Annotated in this window: 12 protein-coding genes and 1 pseudogene; 4 read left to right on the forward strand and 9 right to left on the reverse strand. The window is 69.8% G+C overall.

Annotated features, from left to right (window positions below):
* Positions 1-327 precede the first annotated feature (327 nt).
* Complete coding sequence (locus tag D7Y15_RS34035) at positions 328-4,548, forward strand: M4 family metallopeptidase (protein WP_158629171.1); 4,221 nt, start codon at positions 328-330, stop codon at positions 4,546-4,548.
* A gap of 18 nt (positions 4,549-4,566) precedes the next feature.
* Positions 4,567-6,384 carry a hypothetical protein gene (locus D7Y15_RS34040; protein ID WP_121755184.1) on the forward strand — a complete coding sequence of 606 codons (1,818 nt, stop codon included), beginning with the start codon at positions 4,567-4,569 and terminating at the stop codon, positions 6,382-6,384.
* A gap of 74 nt (positions 6,385-6,458) precedes the next feature.
* Here the strand turns inward: D7Y15_RS34040 and D7Y15_RS34045 are convergent, their stop codons facing one another.
* The 5 genes from D7Y15_RS34045 to D7Y15_RS34065 are packed head-to-tail and all read right to left on the reverse strand — an operon-like array spanning position 6,459 to position 16,695.
* Positions 6,459-9,392, reverse strand: coding sequence for a carboxypeptidase-like regulatory domain-containing protein (locus D7Y15_RS34045; RefSeq protein ID WP_158629172.1), 2,934 nt, complete (start codon positions 9,390-9,392; stop codon positions 6,459-6,461).
* Between the two features lie 58 nt (positions 9,393-9,450).
* Positions 9,451-12,708, reverse strand: a complete 3,258-nt coding sequence (locus tag D7Y15_RS34050) for a carboxypeptidase-like regulatory domain-containing protein (protein ID WP_121755186.1) — start codon at positions 12,706-12,708, stop codon at positions 9,451-9,453.
* A 49-nt stretch (positions 12,709-12,757) separates the two neighbouring features.
* Entirely contained in the window at positions 12,758-15,460 is a 2,703-nt protein-coding gene (locus D7Y15_RS34055; protein WP_121755187.1) for a carboxypeptidase-like regulatory domain-containing protein, read from the reverse strand.
* Positions 15,461-15,484: 24 nt separating this feature from the next.
* Positions 15,485-15,871 (reverse strand): hypothetical protein, encoded by a 387-nt coding sequence (locus tag D7Y15_RS34060; protein WP_121755188.1) that lies wholly within the window; start codon positions 15,869-15,871, stop codon positions 15,485-15,487.
* Positions 15,868-16,695, reverse strand: coding sequence for a TIGR02587 family membrane protein (locus D7Y15_RS34065; RefSeq protein ID WP_233605191.1), 828 nt, complete (start codon positions 16,693-16,695; stop codon positions 15,868-15,870). The genes D7Y15_RS34060 and D7Y15_RS34065 overlap by 4 nt, the downstream gene beginning before the upstream one ends.
* Before the next feature lie 165 nt (positions 16,696-16,860).
* Here D7Y15_RS34065 and purU point away from each other — a divergent pair, with 165 nt between their 5' ends.
* Together purU and D7Y15_RS34075 are read left to right on the forward strand one after the other, a co-directional pair.
* Positions 16,861-17,724, forward strand: a complete 864-nt coding sequence (gene purU, locus D7Y15_RS34070) for a formyltetrahydrofolate deformylase (RefSeq protein ID WP_120578292.1) — start codon at positions 16,861-16,863, stop codon at positions 17,722-17,724.
* 11 nt (positions 17,725-17,735) lie between these two features.
* Complete coding sequence (locus D7Y15_RS34075; protein ID WP_233605192.1) at positions 17,736-18,317, forward strand: dihydrofolate reductase family protein; 582 nt, start codon at positions 17,736-17,738, stop codon at positions 18,315-18,317.
* On the opposite strand, the gene D7Y15_RS34080 is transcribed toward D7Y15_RS34075, so the two are convergent.
* From D7Y15_RS34080 to D7Y15_RS44915, 4 genes and pseudogenes are all read right to left on the reverse strand, one after another.
* Positions 18,318-19,514: a hypothetical protein gene (locus D7Y15_RS34080; protein WP_121755190.1), complete on the reverse strand. Its 1,197-nt coding sequence runs from the start codon at positions 19,512-19,514 to the stop codon at positions 18,318-18,320.
* Positions 19,511-20,311: a tol-pal system YbgF family protein gene (locus tag D7Y15_RS34085; protein ID WP_120578290.1), complete on the reverse strand. Its 801-nt coding sequence runs from the start codon at positions 20,309-20,311 to the stop codon at positions 19,511-19,513. The genes D7Y15_RS34080 and D7Y15_RS34085 overlap by 4 nt, the downstream gene beginning before the upstream one ends.
* Positions 20,308-20,904 (reverse strand): RNA polymerase sigma factor, encoded by a 597-nt coding sequence (locus D7Y15_RS34090; RefSeq protein WP_169821016.1) that lies wholly within the window; start codon positions 20,902-20,904, stop codon positions 20,308-20,310. The genes D7Y15_RS34085 and D7Y15_RS34090 overlap by 4 nt, the downstream gene beginning before the upstream one ends.
* A 38-nt stretch (positions 20,905-20,942) precedes the next feature.
* Positions 20,943-21,168 (reverse strand): annotated as a pseudogene (locus tag D7Y15_RS44915) (hypothetical protein); the annotation flags it as partial.

Genomic DNA, 21,168 nt, shown 5'->3' on the forward strand with positions numbered 1-21,168 from the left:
TTCCGCTTCGCCGAGAACCGACCGCGCTCCGCCGTCCTGTCCTGCTTCTGTTGCTTCTTCACATCCACCTCGCGAGGGGGAGGTTATTCCCCCAGATAGGTGTCTCAAGAAATCCTGGGGCGGAGGAGCATCAGGGTCCCCCCCCCCCATTTCCTTGGGATGTGGACGCTGTATACTGGCGGACAATTACGCTGAACGTGGAACCCACGGGGGGTAAAGGTCTGAGTCAGTCCAGCCCCTCCGCCATGAGCGTGATCCTTCCGGCGGTAGCACGCCCCCATGGGTGCTGCCGGCGGGAGTTCCCCTGCATGCTGTGGAGTCAATTCCATGCCCAAGCCGTGGCCCCAGTGGCCTCTGCTCCTCGCCGGCCTCGTTTCGGCGAGTTCATCCCTCGCGGCTGAGAAACTCACCCCTGTTGCCCCCTCCACGCTGATGCAGCTCCAGGTCCGGGAGCCAGCGCGTGTGGCGCAGTCCCTGGCAAGCCTCAAGGCACAGAGCCTCCAGCTTGGCCTGAGCTCGCGGGACGACTTCCAGCTGGCCAGCTCCAGCACGGACGCCTTTGGTCAGACGCACGCGCGCTTCGAGCAGACGTACCAGGGCGTCCCCGTGTGGGGCGCCGTGGCCATCACCCACCAGGGACTGTCCGCGGGGGACATCCGCATCACCACCGAAGGCCTGCGCAAGGGCATCCGCCTGGGCGTGACGCCCGCGCTGGACGCGAAGTCCGCGGCGGCGAAGGCCACCCAGGAGCTGGCGCCCAAGGGCGAGCTCGCCGTCACGCCGAAGAGCGAGCTCATCGTCTATCCCCAGACGCGGCTCGTGAACCGCTACCCCGGCAAGCCGGTCGCGGAGCAGAACGCGGCGGACTTCGACACGCAGGTCGTCGCCTACCGGCTCGCGTACCACGTGCACACCGAGCTGGAGAACGCGAAGGACGGCGTCAAGCACACGGACTTCATCATCGACGCGCAGTCGGGCGACGTGCTGAAGCAGTGGAACTCGCTCCAGACGGCCGCCGCCAAGGGCCTCGGCCACTCGCAATACAGCGGTGACGTCCCGTTGGACGTCTTCCAGAACGCCCAGGGCCTCTTCGAGCTGCGCGACGTCACGCGCGCTGGCGGCGAGGGCATCCGGACCTACGACGTCAACCACGCCGCCGTGCAGAACGGCGTCGTCCCCACGCTGACCCTCTACACGGACGCCGACAACGTCTGGGGCGACGGGCAGAACTACATCGTCGGTGCCAACAACACCCTGAGCACCAACGGCCAGACGGCCGCCGTCGACGCGCACTTCGGCCTGCTGGCGACCTGGGACTTCTACAAGAAGATCCTCGGCCGCGACGGCATCGACGGCGTCGGCTCGCCCACCTACAACCGGGTGCACGCCAGCAACCTCTACAACAACGCCTTCTGGAGCGACGGCTGCTTCTGCATGAGCTACGGCGACGGCTCGTTCCCGGCCGCCGGCGGCTTCAAGTCCCTGGGCGTGCTCGACGTGACGGGCCACGAGATGTCCCACGGCGTCACCTCGCACACGGCCGGCCTCATCTACGACGGCGAGTCCGGCGGCCTCAACGAGGCCAGCTCCGACATCTTCGGCGCCCTGACGGAGTTCTGGGTGGCCAACGGCCGCGGCAGCTCCATTGGTGACACCGGCGGCAACTGGCTCATGGGCGAGCAGCTCAGCGCGTTCCCGCTGCGCATCATGTTCCGCCCGTCGCTGGACGGCGCGAGCGTGGACGCCTGGTTCCCGGGCCTTGGCAACATCGACGTGCACTACAGCAGCGGCCCGATGAACCGCGCCTTCTACTTCCTGTCCCAGGGCGTGCAGCCGCTGGCGATCAGCACCGACTTCTCCAGCACCTACCTGCCCGCAGGCATGAGGGGCATCGGCAACGACAAGGCGGCGGCCATCTGGTACCGCGCGCTCACCGTCTACCTGTTCCCGGCGTCCAACTACCTGTCGGCCCGCACCAGCAGCCTCCAGGCCGCGGCGGACCTCTTCGGTTCCCAGTCCAACGAGTACCGCGCGGTGCAGAACGCCTTCGCGGCCATCAACGTGGGCTACACCGCCGGTACGTACGACGACCGCACGGCCCCCACCGTCACCGCGAGCGTCTCTGGCAGCGCGCCTGACATCCAGCTGAAGGCGCAGGCCGACGACAACGTCGGCGTGGCCCGCGTGGAGTTCTACGTCGACGGCGCCCTGGCGGGGAACGTCTCCGCCCAGCCGTTCCAGCTCCTGCTGGACGCCACCTCGCTGACCAACGGCGCCCACGCGCTGGTGGCGGTCGCGTTCGACGCGGCCGGCAACTCCACCGCGTCCGCTCCGGCGAGCTTCACCGTCTCCAACAGCTTCGAACAGCTCCTGATCAACCCGGGCTTCGAACAGGACACCCTGGGCTGGACGGATGACCCGTCGAACATCAACTACCCGGTCGCCTCCGGCCCGCGCAACGGCCAGGGCTTCGCGTGGCTCAACGGCTATGGCACGACGCACGTCGACCGGCTGTGGCAGGACGTCACCATTCCCGCCGGCGTCACCAAGGCCGCGCTGACCTTCTTCCTCAACATCAGCACCGCCGAGACGACGACCACCGCCGTGCGCGACACGCTGACGCTGCAGGTGCGCGACACCTCCGGCACGGTGCTGGGGACGGTGGCGACGTGGTCCAACCTGGACGCGACGCTGGGCTATGCGCAGCAGAGCCTGGACCTGACGGCCTACGCGGGCCAGACGGTGCGCATCTTCTTGGAGGGCAGCGAGAACGCCTCGCTCGCCACCAACTTCCAGGCGGATGACTTCTCGCTGCGCGTCATCCGCGCGGCGGATGCCGAGACGCCCCGGGTGAAGGCCAGCGTGGTCTTCTCCGGCACGCGCGTGGGCTACTTCGCGGACGTGTCCGACAACGGCTTCGTCAACGCGGTGGAGTTCCTCGTCGACGGCACGTCGCTGGGCAACTCGGTCAAGTCGTTCACCCGGGCCGTCAACCTCGCCACGCTGACGGCCGGTCCGCACACGCTCGTCGCCCGGGCCACGGACGCGGACGGCAACGTGGGGGACTCTCCCGCGGTGACGTTCTACGTGGACACCACCTCCACCCAGCGCGTGCTCAATCCCAGCTTCGAGACCACCGGGAGCTGGACGAGCGCGACGACGCAGTCGGGCTCGACGGGCATCCTGTCCAGCGCGTCCTTCGCGCACACGGGCAGCCGCATGTACGTCTTCTATACGAACGCGGGTCCGGCGCGGCACTCCGTCCGTCAGTCCGTGGCCATCCCGGCGACCGCGACCTCGGCCATCTTCAGCTTCTGGCTGCGCATGTACAACGGCGCGTTCTCCGACGGCCTGCCCCACCACACCATCAGCGCGAAGGTGCGGGATTCCGCCGGCACCGAGCTGGCGACGCTGAAGACGCTCTCCAACGTGGATGACACCGGCGGGGAGTACCGCCAGCACCGCTTCGACCTGACCGCGTACAAGGGCCAGACGGTGCAGTTGTTCTTCGACGCGGACCAGACGGCGGCCCCGCAGATCCCGGGCGGAGTCACCCAGTACTTCGTGGACGACGTCAACCTGGTCACCTCGACCCAGGCGGATATCCAGGCCCCCACGCTCGCCGTGGCGGTCGAAGGCAGCTACGGGACGGTGCAGCTCACGGCCACCGTGAGCGACGACGTCTGGACGTCCAGCCTCGCGTTCCAGGTGGATGACGCCCCGGTGAGCTCCTTCACGGACGTCCAGGGCATCTACGCGACCGCGTTCGACACGAAGACCCTGTCCAACGGCCCGCACACGTTCAAGGCGACGGCCACGGACAAGGCCGGCAACACGACGGAGCGCACGGTGACCTTCGAGGTGCGCAACTCCACCGTCCAGGACCAGGGCGCGCCGCACATCACCGCCAGCGTGGAGGGCCTGTTCGAGACCTACGCGATGCGGGCCGAGGCCACCGACGACACGGGCGTGGCGTACGTGGAGTTCTACGTGGACGGCGCCCTGAAGGGCCGGACCTCGTACGAGCCGTACACGCTGCCGCTGTTCCCGATTCCGCTGGCGCCGGGGGAGCACATCCTCGAGGCGGTGGCGTACGACGCCTACGGCAACTGGTCCAAGGCGAGCACCCCCTTCACGCTCCTGCCCGTCACGGTGGAGTTCGTGGTGGCGCAGTTCGTGGTGCCGGTGGGTAACTCCGTCGCGCTGCAGGCGAACGTGGCGAACGCGGTGAACACGGCGGTGAGCTGGTCCGTGGCGGAGGGCCGCGTCTGCGGCACCGTCGGCACGGACGGCGTCTACGCCGCGCCGGTGGCCCGTGGCCTGTGCCACGTGTCCGCGGCGAGCGTCGTGGTACCGACGGCGAAGGCCGTGGCGGCCATCCAGGTCTACACGGGCGACATCAATGGCGACAACGTCGTGGACGGAGAGGACATGGGCCTGCTCGCGCAGGACTACGGCACCAACGGCTCCGAGGAGACCAACCTCGACGGCGCCGGCTCTGTGAACGACAACGACATCACCCTCTTCGTCAGCCAGTTCGGACGGTAATCCCCCATGAAAACGTGGATGAAGCTCATTGTTCCGCTCCTGATTGGGGCGCTGGCGGCCTGCTCCGACCCCGACACGGGGCCGGTGACGGTGACTCCGAAGACCGTCACGGTGAAGGCCGGTGAGAAGTCGACCTTCAGCGCTTCGGTGAAGGACGCGAAGGACCCGCGCGTGCTCTGGTCGGTGGAGGGAGGCGACTCCCACGGCACCATCAGCAGCTCGGGCATCTACACCGCGCCGGCCGAGGCCGGCACGTACACCGTGGTGGCCACCAACGCGGTGGACACCTCGAAGAAGGACACGGCCACCGTCAAGGTGGAGGCAGTTCCGACTCCGACGGTCATCGTGAAGGTGACGCCGGAGGTGGCGACCATCGGTCAGGGGACCGTCGCGGACCTGACGGCGGAAGTCTCCGGTTCCTCCATCACGGCCGTGCAGTGGTCCGTGGAGGGTGGCGACGCGAACGGCACCGTCAGCAGCACGGGCCGGTACACGGCGCCGAACACGCCGGGCACGTTCACCGTGACGGCCACCAGCGTGGCGGACCCGACGAAGAAGGGCTCCGCCGCCATCACGGTGGAGCCGGTCGTCGTCGGGGAGGTGAAGGTGACGGTGAGCCCCTCGTCGGGCACCACCACCTGGGATGGCACGGTCCAGCTGACGGCCGAGGTCACCGGCACCAACAACCTGGCGGTGCAGTGGTCCGTGGAGGGTGGCGACGCGAACGGCTACGTCAGCACCACGGGCGTGTACCGCGCGCCGAAGAAGACGGGCACGTTCACCGTGACGGCCACCAGCGTGGCGGACCCGGCGAAGAAGGCCACGGCCACCATCCGGGTGGACCCCGTCGTCGTCGAGACGGTGGTGGTGAGTGTCACTCCGAAGACGGGCACGGTGGCGCAGGATGCCGCCTTCTCGCTGTCCGCGCAGGTCACCGGCACCAACAACGTCGCGGTGCAGTGGTCCGTGGTGGGCGGTGACGACAACGGCACCGTGAGCAGCACGGGCGTGTACCGGGCGCCGCGCCGCGCGGGCACGTTCACCGTGACGGCCACCAGCGTGGCGGATCCGACGAAGTCCGACTCGGCCACCCTCACCGTGGGCGACATCGTCGTCCCGACGGTGGCGGTGACGGTCTCTCCGAAGACGGCCACCGTGGACCAGGGGACCTCCGTCAACCTCACGGCCGAAGTCACGGGCACCTCCGTCGTCGCGGTGACCTGGTCCGTGGAGGGTGGTTCGGCCAACGGCAACGTCACCAGCGCGGGCGTGTACACCGCGCCGAACAAGCCGGGCACGTTCACCGTGACGGCCACCAGCGTGGCGGATGCGTCGAAGAAGGACTCCGCCACCATCACCGTGCCCGTCGCCGGCACGGTGAAGTACGTGGACCCCACGGGTACGGGCTGGCGCCTGGTTCGCAACGCCACCCTGTCCTCGGGCAACACGCTGGTGCTGGACCTGGTGGGCCCCACGGGCCAGTCCGGCCGCGGCGCGGACCTGACGCTGGGGCTGGATGCGGCCACCGCGGCCTGGTCCACCGTGGACGGCACCGAGTACGTGGCTAACGCTGGCTACGACCTTGGCGCCGCGCCCCAGCTGCTCAAGTCGGGCGTGAAGGGCAGCACGCTGAGCGTGGGCGTGTACCAGAAGGGCGCTCCGGCGCACGCGTACAACGGCGCGCTGCTGTCCGTGGCGCTGACCGTGAAGGCCACCGCCGAGACGCCGGCCGGTACCTTGGTGCCGCTGACCGTCCTCAAGGCGCACGCGCTGCCGGCTTCCGGCTCGCTGCAGACCATCAACGTGGCGGTGGGCACCATCACCACCGCTCAGTAGTCCGGAGCCCGAAGCAGTGAGAGCGGCGGCCTTCCCCAGGGAAGGCCGCCGTTTTCATTGGGGGCCGCGTGGCTTCACGGAGGGGCGGCCTCCACGGTGAAGGTCACGTCACCCCGGGGGGGAATCAGCACCTTCCGGGGCGTGAAGCGGGGCCCTTCGTCCGGGTCGGCGGCGCGTGCATCCAGCAGGTACTCGCCGGCTTCGACGCCCCGGATGACGAGCGTGCCCCCCGGGGCGAAGTCCTGGTAGCGGGTCATGGGAAATCTCCCCACCTCCTTCAGCGAGACGAGCGCGGGCAGGGGCGTACCGTTCGTGTCCCGGGCCAGGAGCCTCACCGTCGCGGCGCGGTCCAGGGCCACGGTGAGCGTGTCCACGCGGGCCGTCACCTCCTGCTCGAAGGGGCGCGCATTGCGGCTGTGGAGCGCCAGGGTGAAGGGCGGGGGCGGCAGCTGCGACAGGGTGTAGACGCCGTCGCGAAGGGAGACGTTTCGGGGACGCGCCATCGCGCGGGCGACGTCGGAGTCCCCTGGCTCGGTGATGGTCGCGCGGAAGGACTCCAACTGGGCCAGGGCTTCGCCGGTCTCCGCGTCGTGGACGGCGAGCCGCAGCGTCCAGCCGGGGTCGAGCGTCAGCACGCCCAGGTCCACGTCCACGCCCTCCGTCAGGTTCACGGGGCGCTTCAGCGGCATGAAGCCGGGGGCCGTCACGGTCAGGAGCGTAGGGCCCGCGGCGGTGAATGGGACGACGAAGGCACCGTCCGGCAACCCGGTGGACTGTTCGAAGTCCTTGAGGTCCGTGCCCGTCACCTTGAACGAGGTGACGGCCTGTCCTCCCGGATCCACGACGCGGCCCCGGATGCGTCCGTCGCGCTCCAGCACGAGTTGGAGGGGCGCCTCGCTGGAGTCCACCCAGATGCCTCCGAACTCCGGTGCGGGCTCTCCTCCCTGGGAGCGCCTGGGACGGAAGGTGTAGCCCGGCAGCTGGGCTATCAGCGCGTAGCGAGGAGCCACGAGCCCGCGCAAGGTGAAGCGTCCGTCCGGGCCCGTGCGGAGGCCAGGAGGCCACTCGTCATCGGTGGCTCGCGGATCGGATGAATCGCTATCGAGGAAGACCGCGATGAGGATGACGCCCCCGAGCGGCTGGCCCTTCCCATCCACCGCGATGCCGGAGCGCTCACGGCCTGCTTCCAGGCGCAGGGACACGTCCCGGTGTTCACGCGCCTTGAAGGTGATGGACTGGGACACCGACGCGTCCATCAGGTCTCCCTGGACGACGGCCCCCAGGAGATAGGTGCCTGGGGCAATCCCTTGCAGCTGGAAGCGGCCCTGTTCGTCCGTGAGGGTCTGACGCGGCTCTTCGTATGGCGTGTCCTCCTTCGCCTCCGTCCCCAACGTCACGGTGGCTCCCCGCAGCGGCAGCCCTCGCGAATCGGAGACGGTGCCGGACACGGAGGCGCCCCGGTCCAGCACCACGACGACATCCCGCGAGGGGACGCGCACCGCGAGGGTTTGAGGCTGGAAGGACGGATCCTCCACGGACAGCTCACCTGTCCCCGCGCGCTTCACGTCCAGGACGAAGTGCCCGGTGGCATCCGAGCGCAGGGCGCCACCCGAGTCGATGCCGTCACCGTCGCCGAATCTGCCAGACAGCGACAGGAGGATGCCCTCGAGCGGAGCGCCCGACGTGTCGACGACGCGGCCCTCCACGCTCTGCGCGCGCCGGAGCGTGAAGTCCAGGGGCGCCATGCCCTGCTGGAGCTTCTGGGCCTGCAGCTCCACGTCCAGGTGGTGGGGCGCGAGGATCCGGAAGGTATGCGGCCCGGGACGCGTGGGGCCCAGTTGGTAGCGGCCCGCGGCGTCCGTCACGGTGGTTGCCTCGGCGGCGACGGGACCGCCGTCCTCGCGGTAGGTCTCCACGCGTGCGTTCGAGATGGGGTGGCCTGCGTCGTCTCGCACCGTGCCCGTGATGAACACGCCGGGCTGGAGCCGCAGCTCCACGTGCTCCAGGGGTGGTGTCACGTCCAGTGTGGCGAACGCGCCCCCGGCCTCCGCGGTGAGTTGGTGGAGGACGGCGGGCGCGGTGAACCGGAAGCGTCCCTCTCCATCGGTCGTGGTGCGCTGGGTGGACGCCGTCGCGGTGTCGCCTTCGAGGTGCACCAGGATGCCCGGCACCGGCGCGCCCTCCGCCGAGAGGACCTGTCCCGTCAGGGCGAGCACACGTGCGAGCACCACGGTCGTCATCGCGGTGGGTGATTCGACTTCCGGCTGGAACCACGGGGACCGGCCCTCGGCGGTGACGAAGGCGGCGTAGTCGCCCTGGGGCAGGGGGCCCACGATGAAGCGGCCCTCGTCGTCGGTGGACGCGTCGAAGAAGCGCGTATGCCAGCGGGAGACGAGCGTCACCCGCGCGTCTGGGATGGGCGTCTTCCGGTCCGTGTCCGTGACGGTTCCCTCGAAGAGGACGCCTTGCTCCAGCGTCAGCGTCACGTCGTTCGAGCCCACCGCCACGCCACCTTGCGACACCGCGCCCGTGTCGCCCAGGGCCCAGAGCGTGATGAGGCCCTCGGGCAATCCCTCCAATACGAAGCGGCCCTCCTCGTCAGTGGCCGCCTCCGCGAACACGAGGGCTTCGCCGTCGCGGGCCTCCACGGACTCCCACTGCATGCGCTCGGAGTCGAAGCTGCACGCGCCGCTCTTGAGGGCCGGAGCCCGTGCGTCGTCCTGGCCGGAAGGATTGGGACAGGACCGCTCCGACAGCGTGACCCCGGGCTCCACGCGGGACGCGGAGACGCGCACGCCCGCGGCCGGGCCATGGGTTCCCTGCACGCGACCCGTGATGCGCGCGGTTCCCGCGGGACGTGGGGGCGTGGTCACCCGTGTCGGCCGGGCCACGGGTTTCTGCGCGGACGACACCGTGGTCACGGGCGAGTCCTTCACGGACGAAGGCGCCTGGGTGTTCCACAGCAGGAACGCGAGGAGCGCGACGACAGCCAGCGCGGCTCCTCCCATCCAAGGCTTCAATCCCCCAGGTCCGCCGTTCCCCATGCGCGGCAGGATAGCGCGTGAGTCAGCGCGCGAGGGGCATCCACACCGGCTTCACGTCGCGGGACACGGTGCCTTCGGCGGGCACGTCCAGCTCTTCGCGGTGGATGCGCTCCTGGCCGCGGTTGCCCGCGATGACGGTGTAGTGGCCGGCGGGCACACGGCGGAACGTGACGGACGTGCCGGTCCATTCGGTCAAGGGGTGCTGCTGATGGATCAGGTAGTCGAAGGCCCTGCTGTTGTTGGGAGTGGGGGCCCGTCCGGACAGCAGGAACGCGGTGTCGACATCCTCCGGCAGCCGGAGCGTGACGGTGGTGCCCGCGCCCAGGGCGTCGAATTCGAGCGTGACGTCGCCACTGCTGGGGATTCGCACCACGCGGGGCTGGAAGATGACTTCATTCGTCCGCTCCTCTGGCCAGACATCCACCGTGTAGAGCCCCGGAGGAATGACCGCGAGCGTGAAGTCACCCGGGCCGGGCTTACGTCGAAAATCCGAGCCGTCGGGTCGCGTGAAGATGAGCTGGGCCTTCACGGGCTGGCCCTGCGCGTCGCGAACGTGGCCCGTCACGCGGGCGCCCTTCTCGAGCGAGAGGGTGAGGTGCTCCACCTCCGCGCCCACCGTCACGCGCAGCGGCAGGTGGAACTCGGTGTCCACCTCGAGCGTGCACGCCGTGGTGGGCACCTGCTCCAGCAGCAGCGAGCCGTCCTTCGAGGGCACGGCTTGCCTCGGCGCCCGGAAGGACGGGCCGTCCACGACGCCGTCTTCTTCGACGTGATAGCTGACGGCCACCGTCGTCTCCTGGCCTGAATCGTCGCGAACGCGTCCGGTGTACGGCGCCCCCGTCGCTGCCTCGCGCAGGAACACCTTCAGGGTCCTCCCTCGCGTCAGCGTGAGCGTGCCGAGGTCCAGGTCGCTTTCTCCGTCCGGTGTGACGGTGCGGTCCACCGGCGCGAACCCGCGGGCTTGCACCACGATCCTCTGGGGGCCGCTCACTTCGATCAGCTGCTGGTCGAAGCGGCCATCCGGGTCCGTGTACTCGTGGTCGTTCACGACAAAGGACGCCAGCCTCGCGCCGCCCTCCGCTACCACCCGGCCCCGCACATGAGGGATGCGCCGCATCACCAGGCGGACTTCCGTTGTGTCCCGGTCCACCACGGCGGCCTCGTACTCGGCAGCGCGGACGCCCTGCGAGGCCCGGGCGTCCAGGTAATGATCCTGGAGCGACGCGGTGAGCTCATAGCGGGAGGCGCTCAGCGAGCGCAGGAGGAAGTGGCCTTCGGTATCCGTGTGGACACCCTCGGCGCGCCGCTCCGCCCTGGTCCTGTACCCTTCGCCACTGTAACGGTAGAGAGGCCGGTCCGCGTCCAGGACTTTCGCGCGAAGGTGGACCCCGGGCAGGGGCCGGCCCTGAGACGTCACGGCCACGCCCCGCAGGGTCCGGCCTTCCTCCATCCGCAGCGTCACGGACGGCGCCTCTCCCGGCAGGACCTCAAGCGATTGTGAGGCATGGACGTCCACGGCCCTTCCTGGAGCGAGGGCCTCCGCCACGTACCTGCCCGGAGGAACACCCTGGAGTGTGACCTGGCCCCGAGCGTCGGTGCCGCCGGCATGGTCGGCTGCTCCGCGCGCGTCGCGCTGCCAGAGCGTCACCCGGGCGTCCCGCACCGGCGCCCCCGTCGCGCTCAGGACGGTGACGGCGACGCTCGCGCCCTGGCGCAGCACCAGCCGCAGTTTGCTCGACGGAAGCGTCACGTTGACGCGCTGGGGAATGAAGTTCGTGCCACTGACGTCCAGCCACGCGGCGCCCGCCTCCTTCGCGTCCAGGAGGAAGCGTCCGGCTTCGTCCGTCACGGTGTAGTCCGTGATGACGCCCAGGTAGGGGGAGAGCCTCGGCGCCACGCCCGGACGCAGCTGGACTTCGAGGCCCGCGAGCGGCTGGTCCGCTTCGTCGACGAGGACGCCCTCCACGGAGACAGCACGCGGCAGGGTGAAGTCGAGCGACACCTCGGTCTGTTCGGGCTCCTCGTGCTCCTCTGTCCTGTCGACGTGGCGCTCGGCGCGGGCCGCCACGAAATGCGGCAGCCGGAACAGGGGACCCAGCCGGTAATGTCCCCGGGCATCCGTGACAGTCTTGCGTCGCTGCGACGGTGCGTCCTCATCGAGGCGAAAGGCCTCGACCCGGGCGCCGGGAATCGGGTTGCCGCTCTCGTCGCTGACGGTGCCCTGGAGGAACATGCCGGGCCCGAGCGTGAGGACCACGTCCTCGCGCGGCTCGGTCCCGAGGGTCGCGAAGCCGTCGCGCGCCGGGGTCTCCGCGAAGAGTTGGGCGAGCACGCCTTCGCTGGACGGGAAGGAGAAGCGTCCCCGCGCATCCGTGAGGGTGGTGCGCGATTCAGGGGCGAGGCTGGGGGTGTGGAGGCGGACGGAGATGCCGGGTGCGGGAGCTCCCTTCGCCGTCACGACCGTGCCCGCGAACTTCGCGGGGCGATCCAGGACGAAGGTGTCCTTCAGCGGATCCGCTTCCATTTCAAGGAGCGGACTGAACCCCGGGGCCGTGATGAGGATGCCATGGTCGGCCGGCGGTACCGGCCCGATGCGGAAGCGTCCATCCGCGCCGCTGGTCGCGGGGAAGAATCGCGTGTGTTCCCGGGTGAAGACGGTGATGCGGGCACCCGTGATGGGTTTGCCTTCCAGCACATCGTCCAGGACCGCGCCCTCGAAGAAGAGGCCTTCATCGAGCACGAGGACCACGTCCTGCTGACCCGTCGCCACGTCCGGGAGCATCGCCACTCTCAGGCCGCTGGAGGCCTGGAGCGTGACCGTTCCGTCGGGAAGTCCGTCCAGGGCGAAGGTGCCGTCCTCCGCGCTGAGGGTCTCCGCGACGGTGGGGGCTTCTCCTTCACGCTTGCCGATCTGATCCACCAGCTCATCGAAGGCTTCGTTCCAGCACTCCATCAGCCGGGGCGGAGATTCAGCGGGTGCATCCTCGGAAGGAGGGCAGGAGCGCTCCGACAGCGTGACCTCGGGTTCTGCTCGGGACGCGAACACGCGCACGCCCGCGACGGGCCCGCGCGCATCGCGCACGACGCCGGTGATGCGCGGGCTTCCCGTGGCGGGAGCCTGCTTCGCATGGGGGCCGGTGACGAATCGGGAGGCTTTGGTGGAGTGCTGGGACGCAGGACCTGGAGCACTCCCATGCTCGCGCAGGACGAAGAAGCCCAGGAGCAACAGTCCGACGACGACCGCGACCGTGAAGCCTATTGCCTGCTTTCCCCTCCGCATGCGCCGCGTCTCCTCGAATCCGAAGTCGCACGATAGCCGTTCGCCTCACTCAACGTTCCGGGCCAGGCACCAGCACCGTGACGGTCTCCTGCGTCGCATCCAGCACAACCTCCTTTTCGGTCTCCGCGTTCGTGTGCACGCTGATGAAGAAGGAGGCTCTCTCGAAGGGCACTCCCTCCAATGCAATGCCACCTTCCGCGTCCAGGTTCCCGTAGTGGGATGGCAGCGCGTGGCCGAGCGGAGTCAGTGGGTCGCTGAGAGGATCGAACCCGACGCTGACGCCCGCGAGCGGTGCGCGGGTGGCTTCATCCAGGACCCTGAAGCGTACCGTGCGGCCCCGGCTCATCCGGAGCGTTCCCAGGTCGATGTCCGTGCCAGGACTCACGACGAACTCCCGCTGGAGATCCAGGAATCCCTTCGCCCGCACCTGGATGCGCGCAGGCCCATCTTCTGGCAGTGGGAGCTCGAACGTCCCGTCCGGAGCATGGACCCACGGGGAGCGTTCCCGGACCTCGCAGGGCAGCGGCGTCCCGTTGTCGCTCACGACCTGTCCTCGCAGGCGCGGTCTGCGCTCCAGGACCAACCGGACGTCCTCCTTCCCTGCCGTGACGAGGAGGGCGGTGGTATCGGGCGTCCCGCCTCGTGAGCGCGAAGGCGCGAAGGCCTCGCCTTCCTTCCAGGCGATGAGCCGGTATGCCGGGGCCGTCAGGTGCTTGAAGACGAAGCGGCCATCCAGTCCGGAGAGGATGCCGCCCTCTCCGCCGGGGAAACAGTCAGGGGCATCCGTCTGCCACGCGGGGACGTCCTCCAGGAGGAGACAGGCCTGGATCCGGACGGCAGGCACCGGCTGCCCGGCGCTGTCGACCGTCATGCCCCGCACCGTGCGCCCTTCCTGGAAGCGCAGGGACACGGTGGCCTGTGTCCGTTCCTCCAGGTCCAGGGGTTGCGACACGGCGCGCTCGATGCCTGGGGTCCGCAGCCGGGCCTCCACGACGTAGTGCCCTGGCTCCAGTCCGCCCAGGGAGAAGGCCCCCTGCGCGTCCACGTCGGCGCGGTGGGCGTCTCCACTCCGCGGCGCGGTGTTCCAGAGCCAGACCTTCGCGTTGGACACGGGGCGTCCCGTCGCATCCAGGACTTCGCCGGACACGGAAGCGCCGCGGCTCATCACCACCCGGACCCCTGTTGACGGGACCTCCACGGGGAGCAGCACGGAGCGGAACCCCCGGGCCGTGACAAGCACCCGGCCGGAGCCCTTCCTCTCGCTGTCCACGAAGAAGTGGCCTGTCTCGTCCGACTCGGCGATCCCATCCTCGGGGAAGTGCGAGCGGAAGAGCCTTTCAGGCACATCGTGGGTCATGTCGAGCGTCACCTGCGCACCCGCGAGCGGCAGTCCTTCCGTGTCGACCACCCTGCCTTCGAACTGCTGGGCCCGCGTGAGCGTGAAGTCCCACGGTCCTTCATGGGCCTTCCCAAGGCTGACGGGCTCGAGTCTGTCGATGTAGTGCTCGCGCATCAATTCGAGGTTGATCGCGGGGTTCAGCAGCAATCCAAGCCGGTAGCGGCCCGCCGCATCCGTCAGCGTCGCGGGAGGGGGCTGGCCGCCCAGTCGATGGCTGCTCACGCGCAGACGCACGCCAGCCAGGGGCCTGTGCTGTTCGTCCCTCACGGTCCCCTCCATGGACCAGGATGGCTTCATCCGGAGGACCACGTTCCCGGGAGGCGTCACCCAGGCCTCGCCATGGGTGGTCCCGTCCCTGGCTTGGGTCCAGAGCTCCTGCGGAGCAACGGAGACCTCCTCGAAGACGAACCGGCCGTGTACATCGGTCCGGGTGCTCGACGTGTCTCCTCCTTCCTCCGTGGGACGCAGATGGACGTCCAGGCCGCTCGCGGGAAGTCCCTCGGGTGTCAGCACGAGTCCTTCCAGCCGTGTCCGCCTTTGGAGCTCGAGCGTCACGTCCGTGTCCGCGTCCCTCCAGACGTCGTCGTCGTCGAAGGACTTCGTCCGCCATCCTTTCGCGCTCGCGACCTTCAGGTAGCGGCCCGCGGGAAGGGGCCCGGCCCGGAAGCGCCCTTGTGCGTCCGTGAGCGCATCGAAGAATCGAGACCCGTCCTCGTGGATCAACGTCACCTGGGCGCCGGGAACAGGCGCCCGCGTGAGCTCTTCGACGACCCTGCCGGAGAAAAAGAAGCCCGGCTCCAGCAGCAGCAGCACCGCGTCGCTGCCCGCCGGGATGCCCGGCCGCACGGTCGCGCCCGTGTCACCCAGGGCCCAGAGGGTGAAGGCCCCGGCGGACAAGCCCTTGAGCACGAACGTGCCGTCGTCCGCCGTCAGCGTCTGCGCGACCACAGGCGCTTCACCCTCACGAGCTTCCACCCAGCGTGCGAACCCAGCGGCCATCTCCACGAAGCAGCAGTTCCCGTGATGGAGCCACGGAGAGGCGTGCCGGTGGTCCGATGGCTGCTGAGGACAGGGGCGCTCCGACAGCGTGTCCGCGTCCACGCGGGACGCGGACACCTGCACGCCCGCGACGGGCCCGCGCGCATCGCGCACGACGCCGGTGATGCGCAGCGAGCCTTCCGCATGCGGAGCCAACAGCGGGGCGAATCGCGCTCTCGCGCGCTCTGTCTCCGCAGCACGAACATGCGGGCTCGAGGAGGAGTCACCGCCTGGCGGCTCCCGGAAGCACACCACGGCCACGCCCAGTCCGAGGACGAGCACGGCGGCCCACCACCACGTCTTCCTGGAGCGCATGTGCCGCCAGGATAGCAGCGGGCATCAGGGCGCGGCGAAGCCCACCGCGTGTGCCTCCACGCCCGCGGGAGCCGGGTCCTCACGGAAGGCGACCCAGGCCTCGCGCTGCGAGTGGCGCGGCACGTACGCCAGCACGAACTCCGCCTCTTCCTTCGGTTCGCGGCCGCCTCGCAGCGACACGCGCACGCGGACCTCCTCCGCCGCCGTGTCGCCGTGGTTCGTCACCGTGACGGGCACCCGCCACTCCCGGGCTCTCTCGCTGGCCACTGGCGCGCCCACCTGCACGGTCAGGTCCGGCGGGCCGCTGCCCGTCGTCCATGCGTCCACCGCCAGGTAGCCCATGACCAACGCCATGAGCACGCAGCTCGCGATGAAGACGACGCCCTCCAGCCAGTTCCAATTCGTCTTCATGATTGGATGAGCAACCTCCCCGCCGAAGCCCCCAGCGTCGACGCCAGCCCCAGCACCACCACCTGCGCCACGCAGATGCTCAGGCCGTTGCCGTTGAACCGGCCGAAGAACCACAACACCAAGGTGCTCGACAGCAGCGCGACCGCGTAGGTGACGAACGTGCCCGCCAGCACGTCACGGCGCAGGCGGCGGCGCGTGAAGCGGTGCGCGCGGGTGAAGTCGCTCTGGAAGAGGATGAGCCCGCCCAGCAGCAGCGACAGCACGGCGAGCCCCAGCAGGCACCAGGGCGGTGTCTCCACGGCGATCATCACGATCTCCTCCGTGGGCGCCACGTTGGCCGCGAACAACATCGCGCCGCAGAACGCGATGACCAGCTGGCCGGGGACGTGATCCGCGGACTCCAGCCGCTTCTTGTCCTCGTCCTCGTTCTCCTCGCGGTGCTGGCCTCCCAGCTGCGCGGTGCCCACGGATACGCCGATGGCCACCGTGCCGGCCTCCACCACCACCATGCCCACCGCTTCCTGGAGTGACGTGCCCTGTCCGATGCGGCCGATGAGCACGAGCACTCCCAGCGACACGAGCAGCCCCAGCCCCAGCTCCTCCAGCGAGTCGGTGAAGACGTCGAACCAGCACACGTCCCGGCGGAAGCCGCCGTAGCGGTTGTATCCGAGCAGCAGCACGTACGTGGCCATCAGGTAGCCCAGCACGCTGGCCGGATGGGACGTGAAGCCCGCCCACCACACCTCCATCGTGTAGAGCAGCGGCAGGCTGAAGAGCAGGCCTCCCGCGATGCCCCGGCCGTATTCGCGCAGGGAGTCCGACACCGGTCGTCGTCGGCGGGCTGCGTCGGCTGGGAGACTGTCGGCCATCTCAGGTCAGAGTCTAGGTTCGGTTCCTGGAGAGGGAAGTGCCCCTCGCATGACACCGGACACTCCCCGCCGTGCCTGGGGACGAGCCGTCAACCCGCGGGGCTATAATCGCCGCCGTCCATGACCGAGCGTCCCGCCCAATACATCCTCACGCTGTCGTGCCCGGATCAGCGCGGCATCGTCCACGCTGTCTCCGGCTGGCTCGCCGAGCACGGCTGCAACATCCTCGACAGCGCCCAGTACGGCGACCCGCAGACGCGGCTGTTCTTCATGCGCGTGCACTTCGCGGATGAAGAGGGGAAGGCGCAGCCCGCGGCGCTGCGCGAGGCCTTCGGGGCGCTCGCTGGGCGCTTCTCCATGGAGTGGCACCTGCACGACGCGGCGGAGAAGCCCCGCGTGCTGCTGATGGTCTCGAAGATCGGCCACTGCCTGAACGACCTGCTGTATCGCTACCGCAGCGGCATCCTGCCGGTGGAGATCCCGGCCATCGTCTCCAACCACCGGGACTTCTACCAACTGGCCGCGTCCCACGACATTCCGTTCCACCACCTGCCGGTGACGCCGGAGAACAAGGAACGGCAGGAGTCGCGCCTGCTGGAGTTGGTGCGTGAGCAGCGCGTGGACCTGGTGGTGCTCGCCCGGTACATGCAGATCCTCTCCGCGGAGACGTGTGATGCGCTGCGCGGGCGGCTCATCAACATCCACCACTCGTTCCTGCCCAGCTTCAAGGGGGCGCGGCCGTATCAGCAGGCCTACGACCGGGGCGTGAAGCTGATTGGCGCCACGGCCCACTTCGTCACGGGCGACCTGGACGAGGGACCCATCATCGAACAGGACGTGGAGCGCGTGGACCACACGCTGTCACCCGAGGCGCTGACGGCGATGGGGCGCGACGTGGAGAGCGTGGTGCTGGGCCGCGCGGTGACGTGGTTCGTGCAGCACCGCATCCTGCTCAACGGCCACAAGACCGTCGTGTTCCGCTGAGCTGGCGGGTGGTGACGACCGTCGACCGGCGGTACGCTCACGCAATGCGACCTCTTCGGTATTCCATCAACGTCACCTTGGATGGCTGCTGTGATCATCGTGCGGGCTTCGCGGACGAAGACCTGCACCGTCACGCGGTCGAGAACCTCGAACGGGCCGATGCCCTCCTCTTTGGCCGGGTGACCTACGAAATGATGGAGGAAGCGTTTCGGCCGCAGGCAGGGGCGGGAGCGGGGCCTGAGCAGACGGACCCCTTCGCCCGGGCGATCGACGCGGCAAAAAAGTACGTCGTGTCGAGCACCCTGGACCGGGTCGATTGGAACGCGGAGCTCGTGCGCGGGGACCTGGGGACGGCTGTTCAACAGCTCAAGAGGGAGTCGGGGAAGGGGCTGTTCGTGGGAGGCGTGAAGCTCCCGCTGGCGTTGGCGGAGCTCGGACTGATTGACGAGTATGAGTTCGTGGTGCATCCCAGGCTGGCGGGCCACGGGCCGACGTTGTTCGCGGGGCTGTCCAAGCCTCTCGACTTGAGGCTCGTGAGCCGACTGGAGCTCGCCTCGGGGGCGATGGCCATGAGGTATGAGCCGAGAAGGTAGTCATCCCGCTTGGCCGGCGGGGCACGCGGCGCCCGCGCCGAGCACGTCCGCGTCGTGGTGCACCTGCACCGCGCCGGACGCCTCCAGGTGACGCACGAAGAGCGAGCCGAAGACCTCCGCGTTGCCGCTCAGGTTGAGCTGGGCCTGGGGCGCGTAGAGGTTGCCCGCGAGCGTGCTGCCCGCGGAGATGTCCAACGCCTGCGAGCCCGCCACGTAGACGCGCACCCGCGAGGGCAGGGCGGCGGACCCCAGCGTGAGGTCGCCGGACACGATGAAGCCCCCCGCGAGGAAGAGGTCCAGTTCGCCGGGAGGCTGCACGTCCACGGTGAGCGCTTCCTTCAGGTCCACGCCACCGGGGATGAACAGCGCGGTACGGCCCCGGATGCGCAGCGTGGCCCGGCCCTGTCCCGCGATTCGCGTCAGCAGGAAGCGGCCACAGGGCAGCTCCAGCACGCGCTCGCCGGTGACGTCCGTCAGCGTCGCCGGGTCCAGGCCGATGGCGGCGTTGTCGTTGTCCACGGTGTGGTGGGCGATGAGCGCGGCCGGGTCGAAGCGGGAACCCTCGGCGCAGTCACAGGGGATGACCGCGGGCACGGGCTCACGGCGCAACTCCGACGCCTGGGCAGGGCCCGGGGAGAACTCCGGAGGGACGGTGAGCACGCCGCCCACGGTGAGCGCGGCGAGCCCCACGTCCCCATTCACCCGTGCGTCACCCGTCACGGTGGCGGAGGTGCCGGGGCCGGAGAGGGGACCGTTGCTGTCCAGGCCGCCGCCCACCGTGAGCGGACTGCTCAGCTGGACGCCCCCCACCTGGAGCAAGCCGCCCACCGTGACGCGGTCGTTCGCGGACAGGACTCCGTTCACGCCCACGTCGCCGCCCGTGCCACCGGGAGCGTAGGGGCCCGCCGAGCTTCGGAACGCATCCACGGTGAAGGGGGCGCTGAGGGACAGTCCCTCGCAGGAACACGCCGCGCGGCGGAACAGCGTCTGCGCCAGCTGGCCGCTGCACACCTGAGGCCCCGCTGCCGGATTGCCCAGCAGGAGCGGAGGCCCGCTGTCCTCGCAGTGCGCTGCCCATTCATCCGGAACGTCGGTCCCCGCGTCGGGTGAACGCAGCGTGGCCACCGGATCATCCACCGTGCACCCGGCACCCAGCAGCGCGGTCCAGGCCACGAACCCCGCGATGTGGAGCCTCATTGCGGCGACAGCTCCCGGAGCCGCGCGCGCGACGCCGCGCTCAGCGGCGAGTCCGGATGCAGCGAGAGGAACTCACCCAGCGCTCGGGCCTCCGCGGCCGTGTCGCCCAGGGCGCGGTGGGCTTCCGCCACGCCGTGGCGCGCCTCCGGATCCAACATGCCACCGGGTTGCAGCCGCACCGCGTCCTGGTACTGGCGCAGGGCGCCTCGCGCGTCGCCCAGGTGCTCCAACCGCAGCGCCCCCGACGCCACACGCGCGACGTACGCCGCCAGCGACGACGGCTCCGCGCGGATGACGCGCAGGTACAGCCCTTCCGCTTCCTTCCAATTCCCCGCCGAACGGAACGCGTTGGCCTGCCGCAGCAGGTCCTCCGGCTTCGACGACTCCTTCACGGTGATGCTCGGACGCAGCGGCCGGGGATGCTCGATGACGAAGGGCTCGGGCGGCGCGGGCGGGGGCAGGGGCACCGGCTCCAGCGTGGCCATCCGCGTCGGCTCCGGCACGGCTGGCGTCAGCACCTGCGGGGGCGGTTGCGCGGGCCGCGCATAGCGCCACACGGCGGCGGCCGCGGCCCCGGTGAAGACGAGCGCCGCGCCCGCCATCAACCACACGGGAGGCCGCCTGCGTCTTCGCGGCGGCTCCGGCGCCTGCTGGAGCGCCGCGTCCAACGCCGCCTGGACGAGCGCGCTCGAACGCTGCCGGGACAGCCGCCGCGCGGGCCCACTGCCGTTGTCCAGGGGCCGCAGCAGGTCGTCCAGCGGCTCACCGTCACCGTCGTCGGGGGGGCGGGGGCTCATGACGACTCCCCCTCGGGTGCCTCGCCATCCGAGGCCAGCGCGCGCAAGGCGGTGCGTCCCAGGCGCAGGCGGCTGCGCACGGTCTCGAAGGGGACTCCCAGCTCTGTCGAAATCTCCTGCACGCTCAATTCCAGGACGTGGTGCAGCACCAGCGCGTGCCGCTGCTCCGTCGACAACCTGTCCAGTAACGTCACCAGGTGACGGCGGTGCAGATATTCGTCCGCCGGCGCTTCGTCGGACGGCACCGCCAACAACTCCACCGGGTCCCCACTGTAGCGGGCCTCGCGGCCGCGTGAACGCTTGAGCCACGCGAACGTGGTGCGCACCACCACCCGGTCCACCCAGCCGTGGAAACGCCCGTCGCCGCGATAGGTGGGCAGGCCCCGCACCAGCGCGATGAGCGACTCCTGGGCGATGTCCTCCACGTCCATGTCCCCCCGCACCAGGTAGCGCACCAGGTTGCGCACGCGCGGCAGCAGCTCCAGGAGCAGGGACTCGGTCGCGTCGCGCTGTCCCCGCATGGCCGCCGTCAGCCGGGCGTCCTCGCCACGGGGCGCGACGGTCGCATGTGAGCCCGAGCTCCTCATGCCCATCAAGGAGAAGGGACGCCGCCCATTCGGGTCATCGGTGCTCACGGAAAAATCACCATCCCCACGCCCAGTCGGGGACGCACGGACGCACCGTCCTCCCGGAGCACGAAGCCGCCATCCACCGCGTACCCCAGCCGTGGGCGTCCCAGGAGCACCTCGCCCGACAGCGCCGCCTCCAACGCGAGCGCCGGCCCCAGCCGCCACGCCACCCGCACCGCCGGCCCCACGACGAAAGCCACCACCCTGCGAGAGGGCGCCGGCTCCACC

It is taken from the genome of Corallococcus sp. AB030 (assembly GCF_003668965.1).
GTDB lineage: Bacteria > Myxococcota > Myxococcia > Myxococcales > Myxococcaceae > Corallococcus > Corallococcus exiguus.

Excerpts from the sequence above, each read along its gene's own strand:
- D7Y15_RS34035 (WP_158629171.1), top strand. The coding sequence starts at position 328 with ATGCCCAAGCCGTGGCCCCAGTGGCCTCTGCTCCTCGCCGGCCTCGTT.
- D7Y15_RS34040 (WP_121755184.1), top strand. The coding sequence starts at position 4,567 with ATGAAGCTCATTGTTCCGCTCCTGATTGGGGCGCTGGCGGCCTGCTCC.
- D7Y15_RS34045 (WP_158629172.1), bottom strand. The coding sequence starts at position 9,392 with ATGGGAGGAGCCGCGCTGGCTGTCGTCGCGCTCCTCGCGTTCCTGCTG.
- D7Y15_RS34050 (WP_121755186.1), bottom strand. The coding sequence starts at position 12,708 with ATGCGGAGGGGAAAGCAGGCAATAGGCTTCACGGTCGCGGTCGTCGTC.
- D7Y15_RS34055 (WP_121755187.1), bottom strand. The coding sequence starts at position 15,460 with ATGCGCTCCAGGAAGACGTGGTGGTGGGCCGCCGTGCTCGTCCTCGGA.
- D7Y15_RS34060 (WP_121755188.1), bottom strand. The coding sequence starts at position 15,871 with ATGAAGACGAATTGGAACTGGCTGGAGGGCGTCGTCTTCATCGCGAGC.
- purU (WP_120578292.1), top strand. The coding sequence starts at position 16,861 with ATGACCGAGCGTCCCGCCCAATACATCCTCACGCTGTCGTGCCCGGAT.
- D7Y15_RS34080 (WP_121755190.1), bottom strand. The coding sequence starts at position 19,514 with ATGAGGCTCCACATCGCGGGGTTCGTGGCCTGGACCGCGCTGCTGGGT.
- D7Y15_RS34085 (WP_120578290.1), bottom strand. The coding sequence starts at position 20,311 with ATGAGCCCCCGCCCCCCCGACGACGGTGACGGTGAGCCGCTGGACGAC.
- D7Y15_RS34090 (WP_169821016.1), bottom strand. The coding sequence starts at position 20,904 with ATGGGCATGAGGAGCTCGGGCTCACATGCGACCGTCGCGCCCCGTGGC.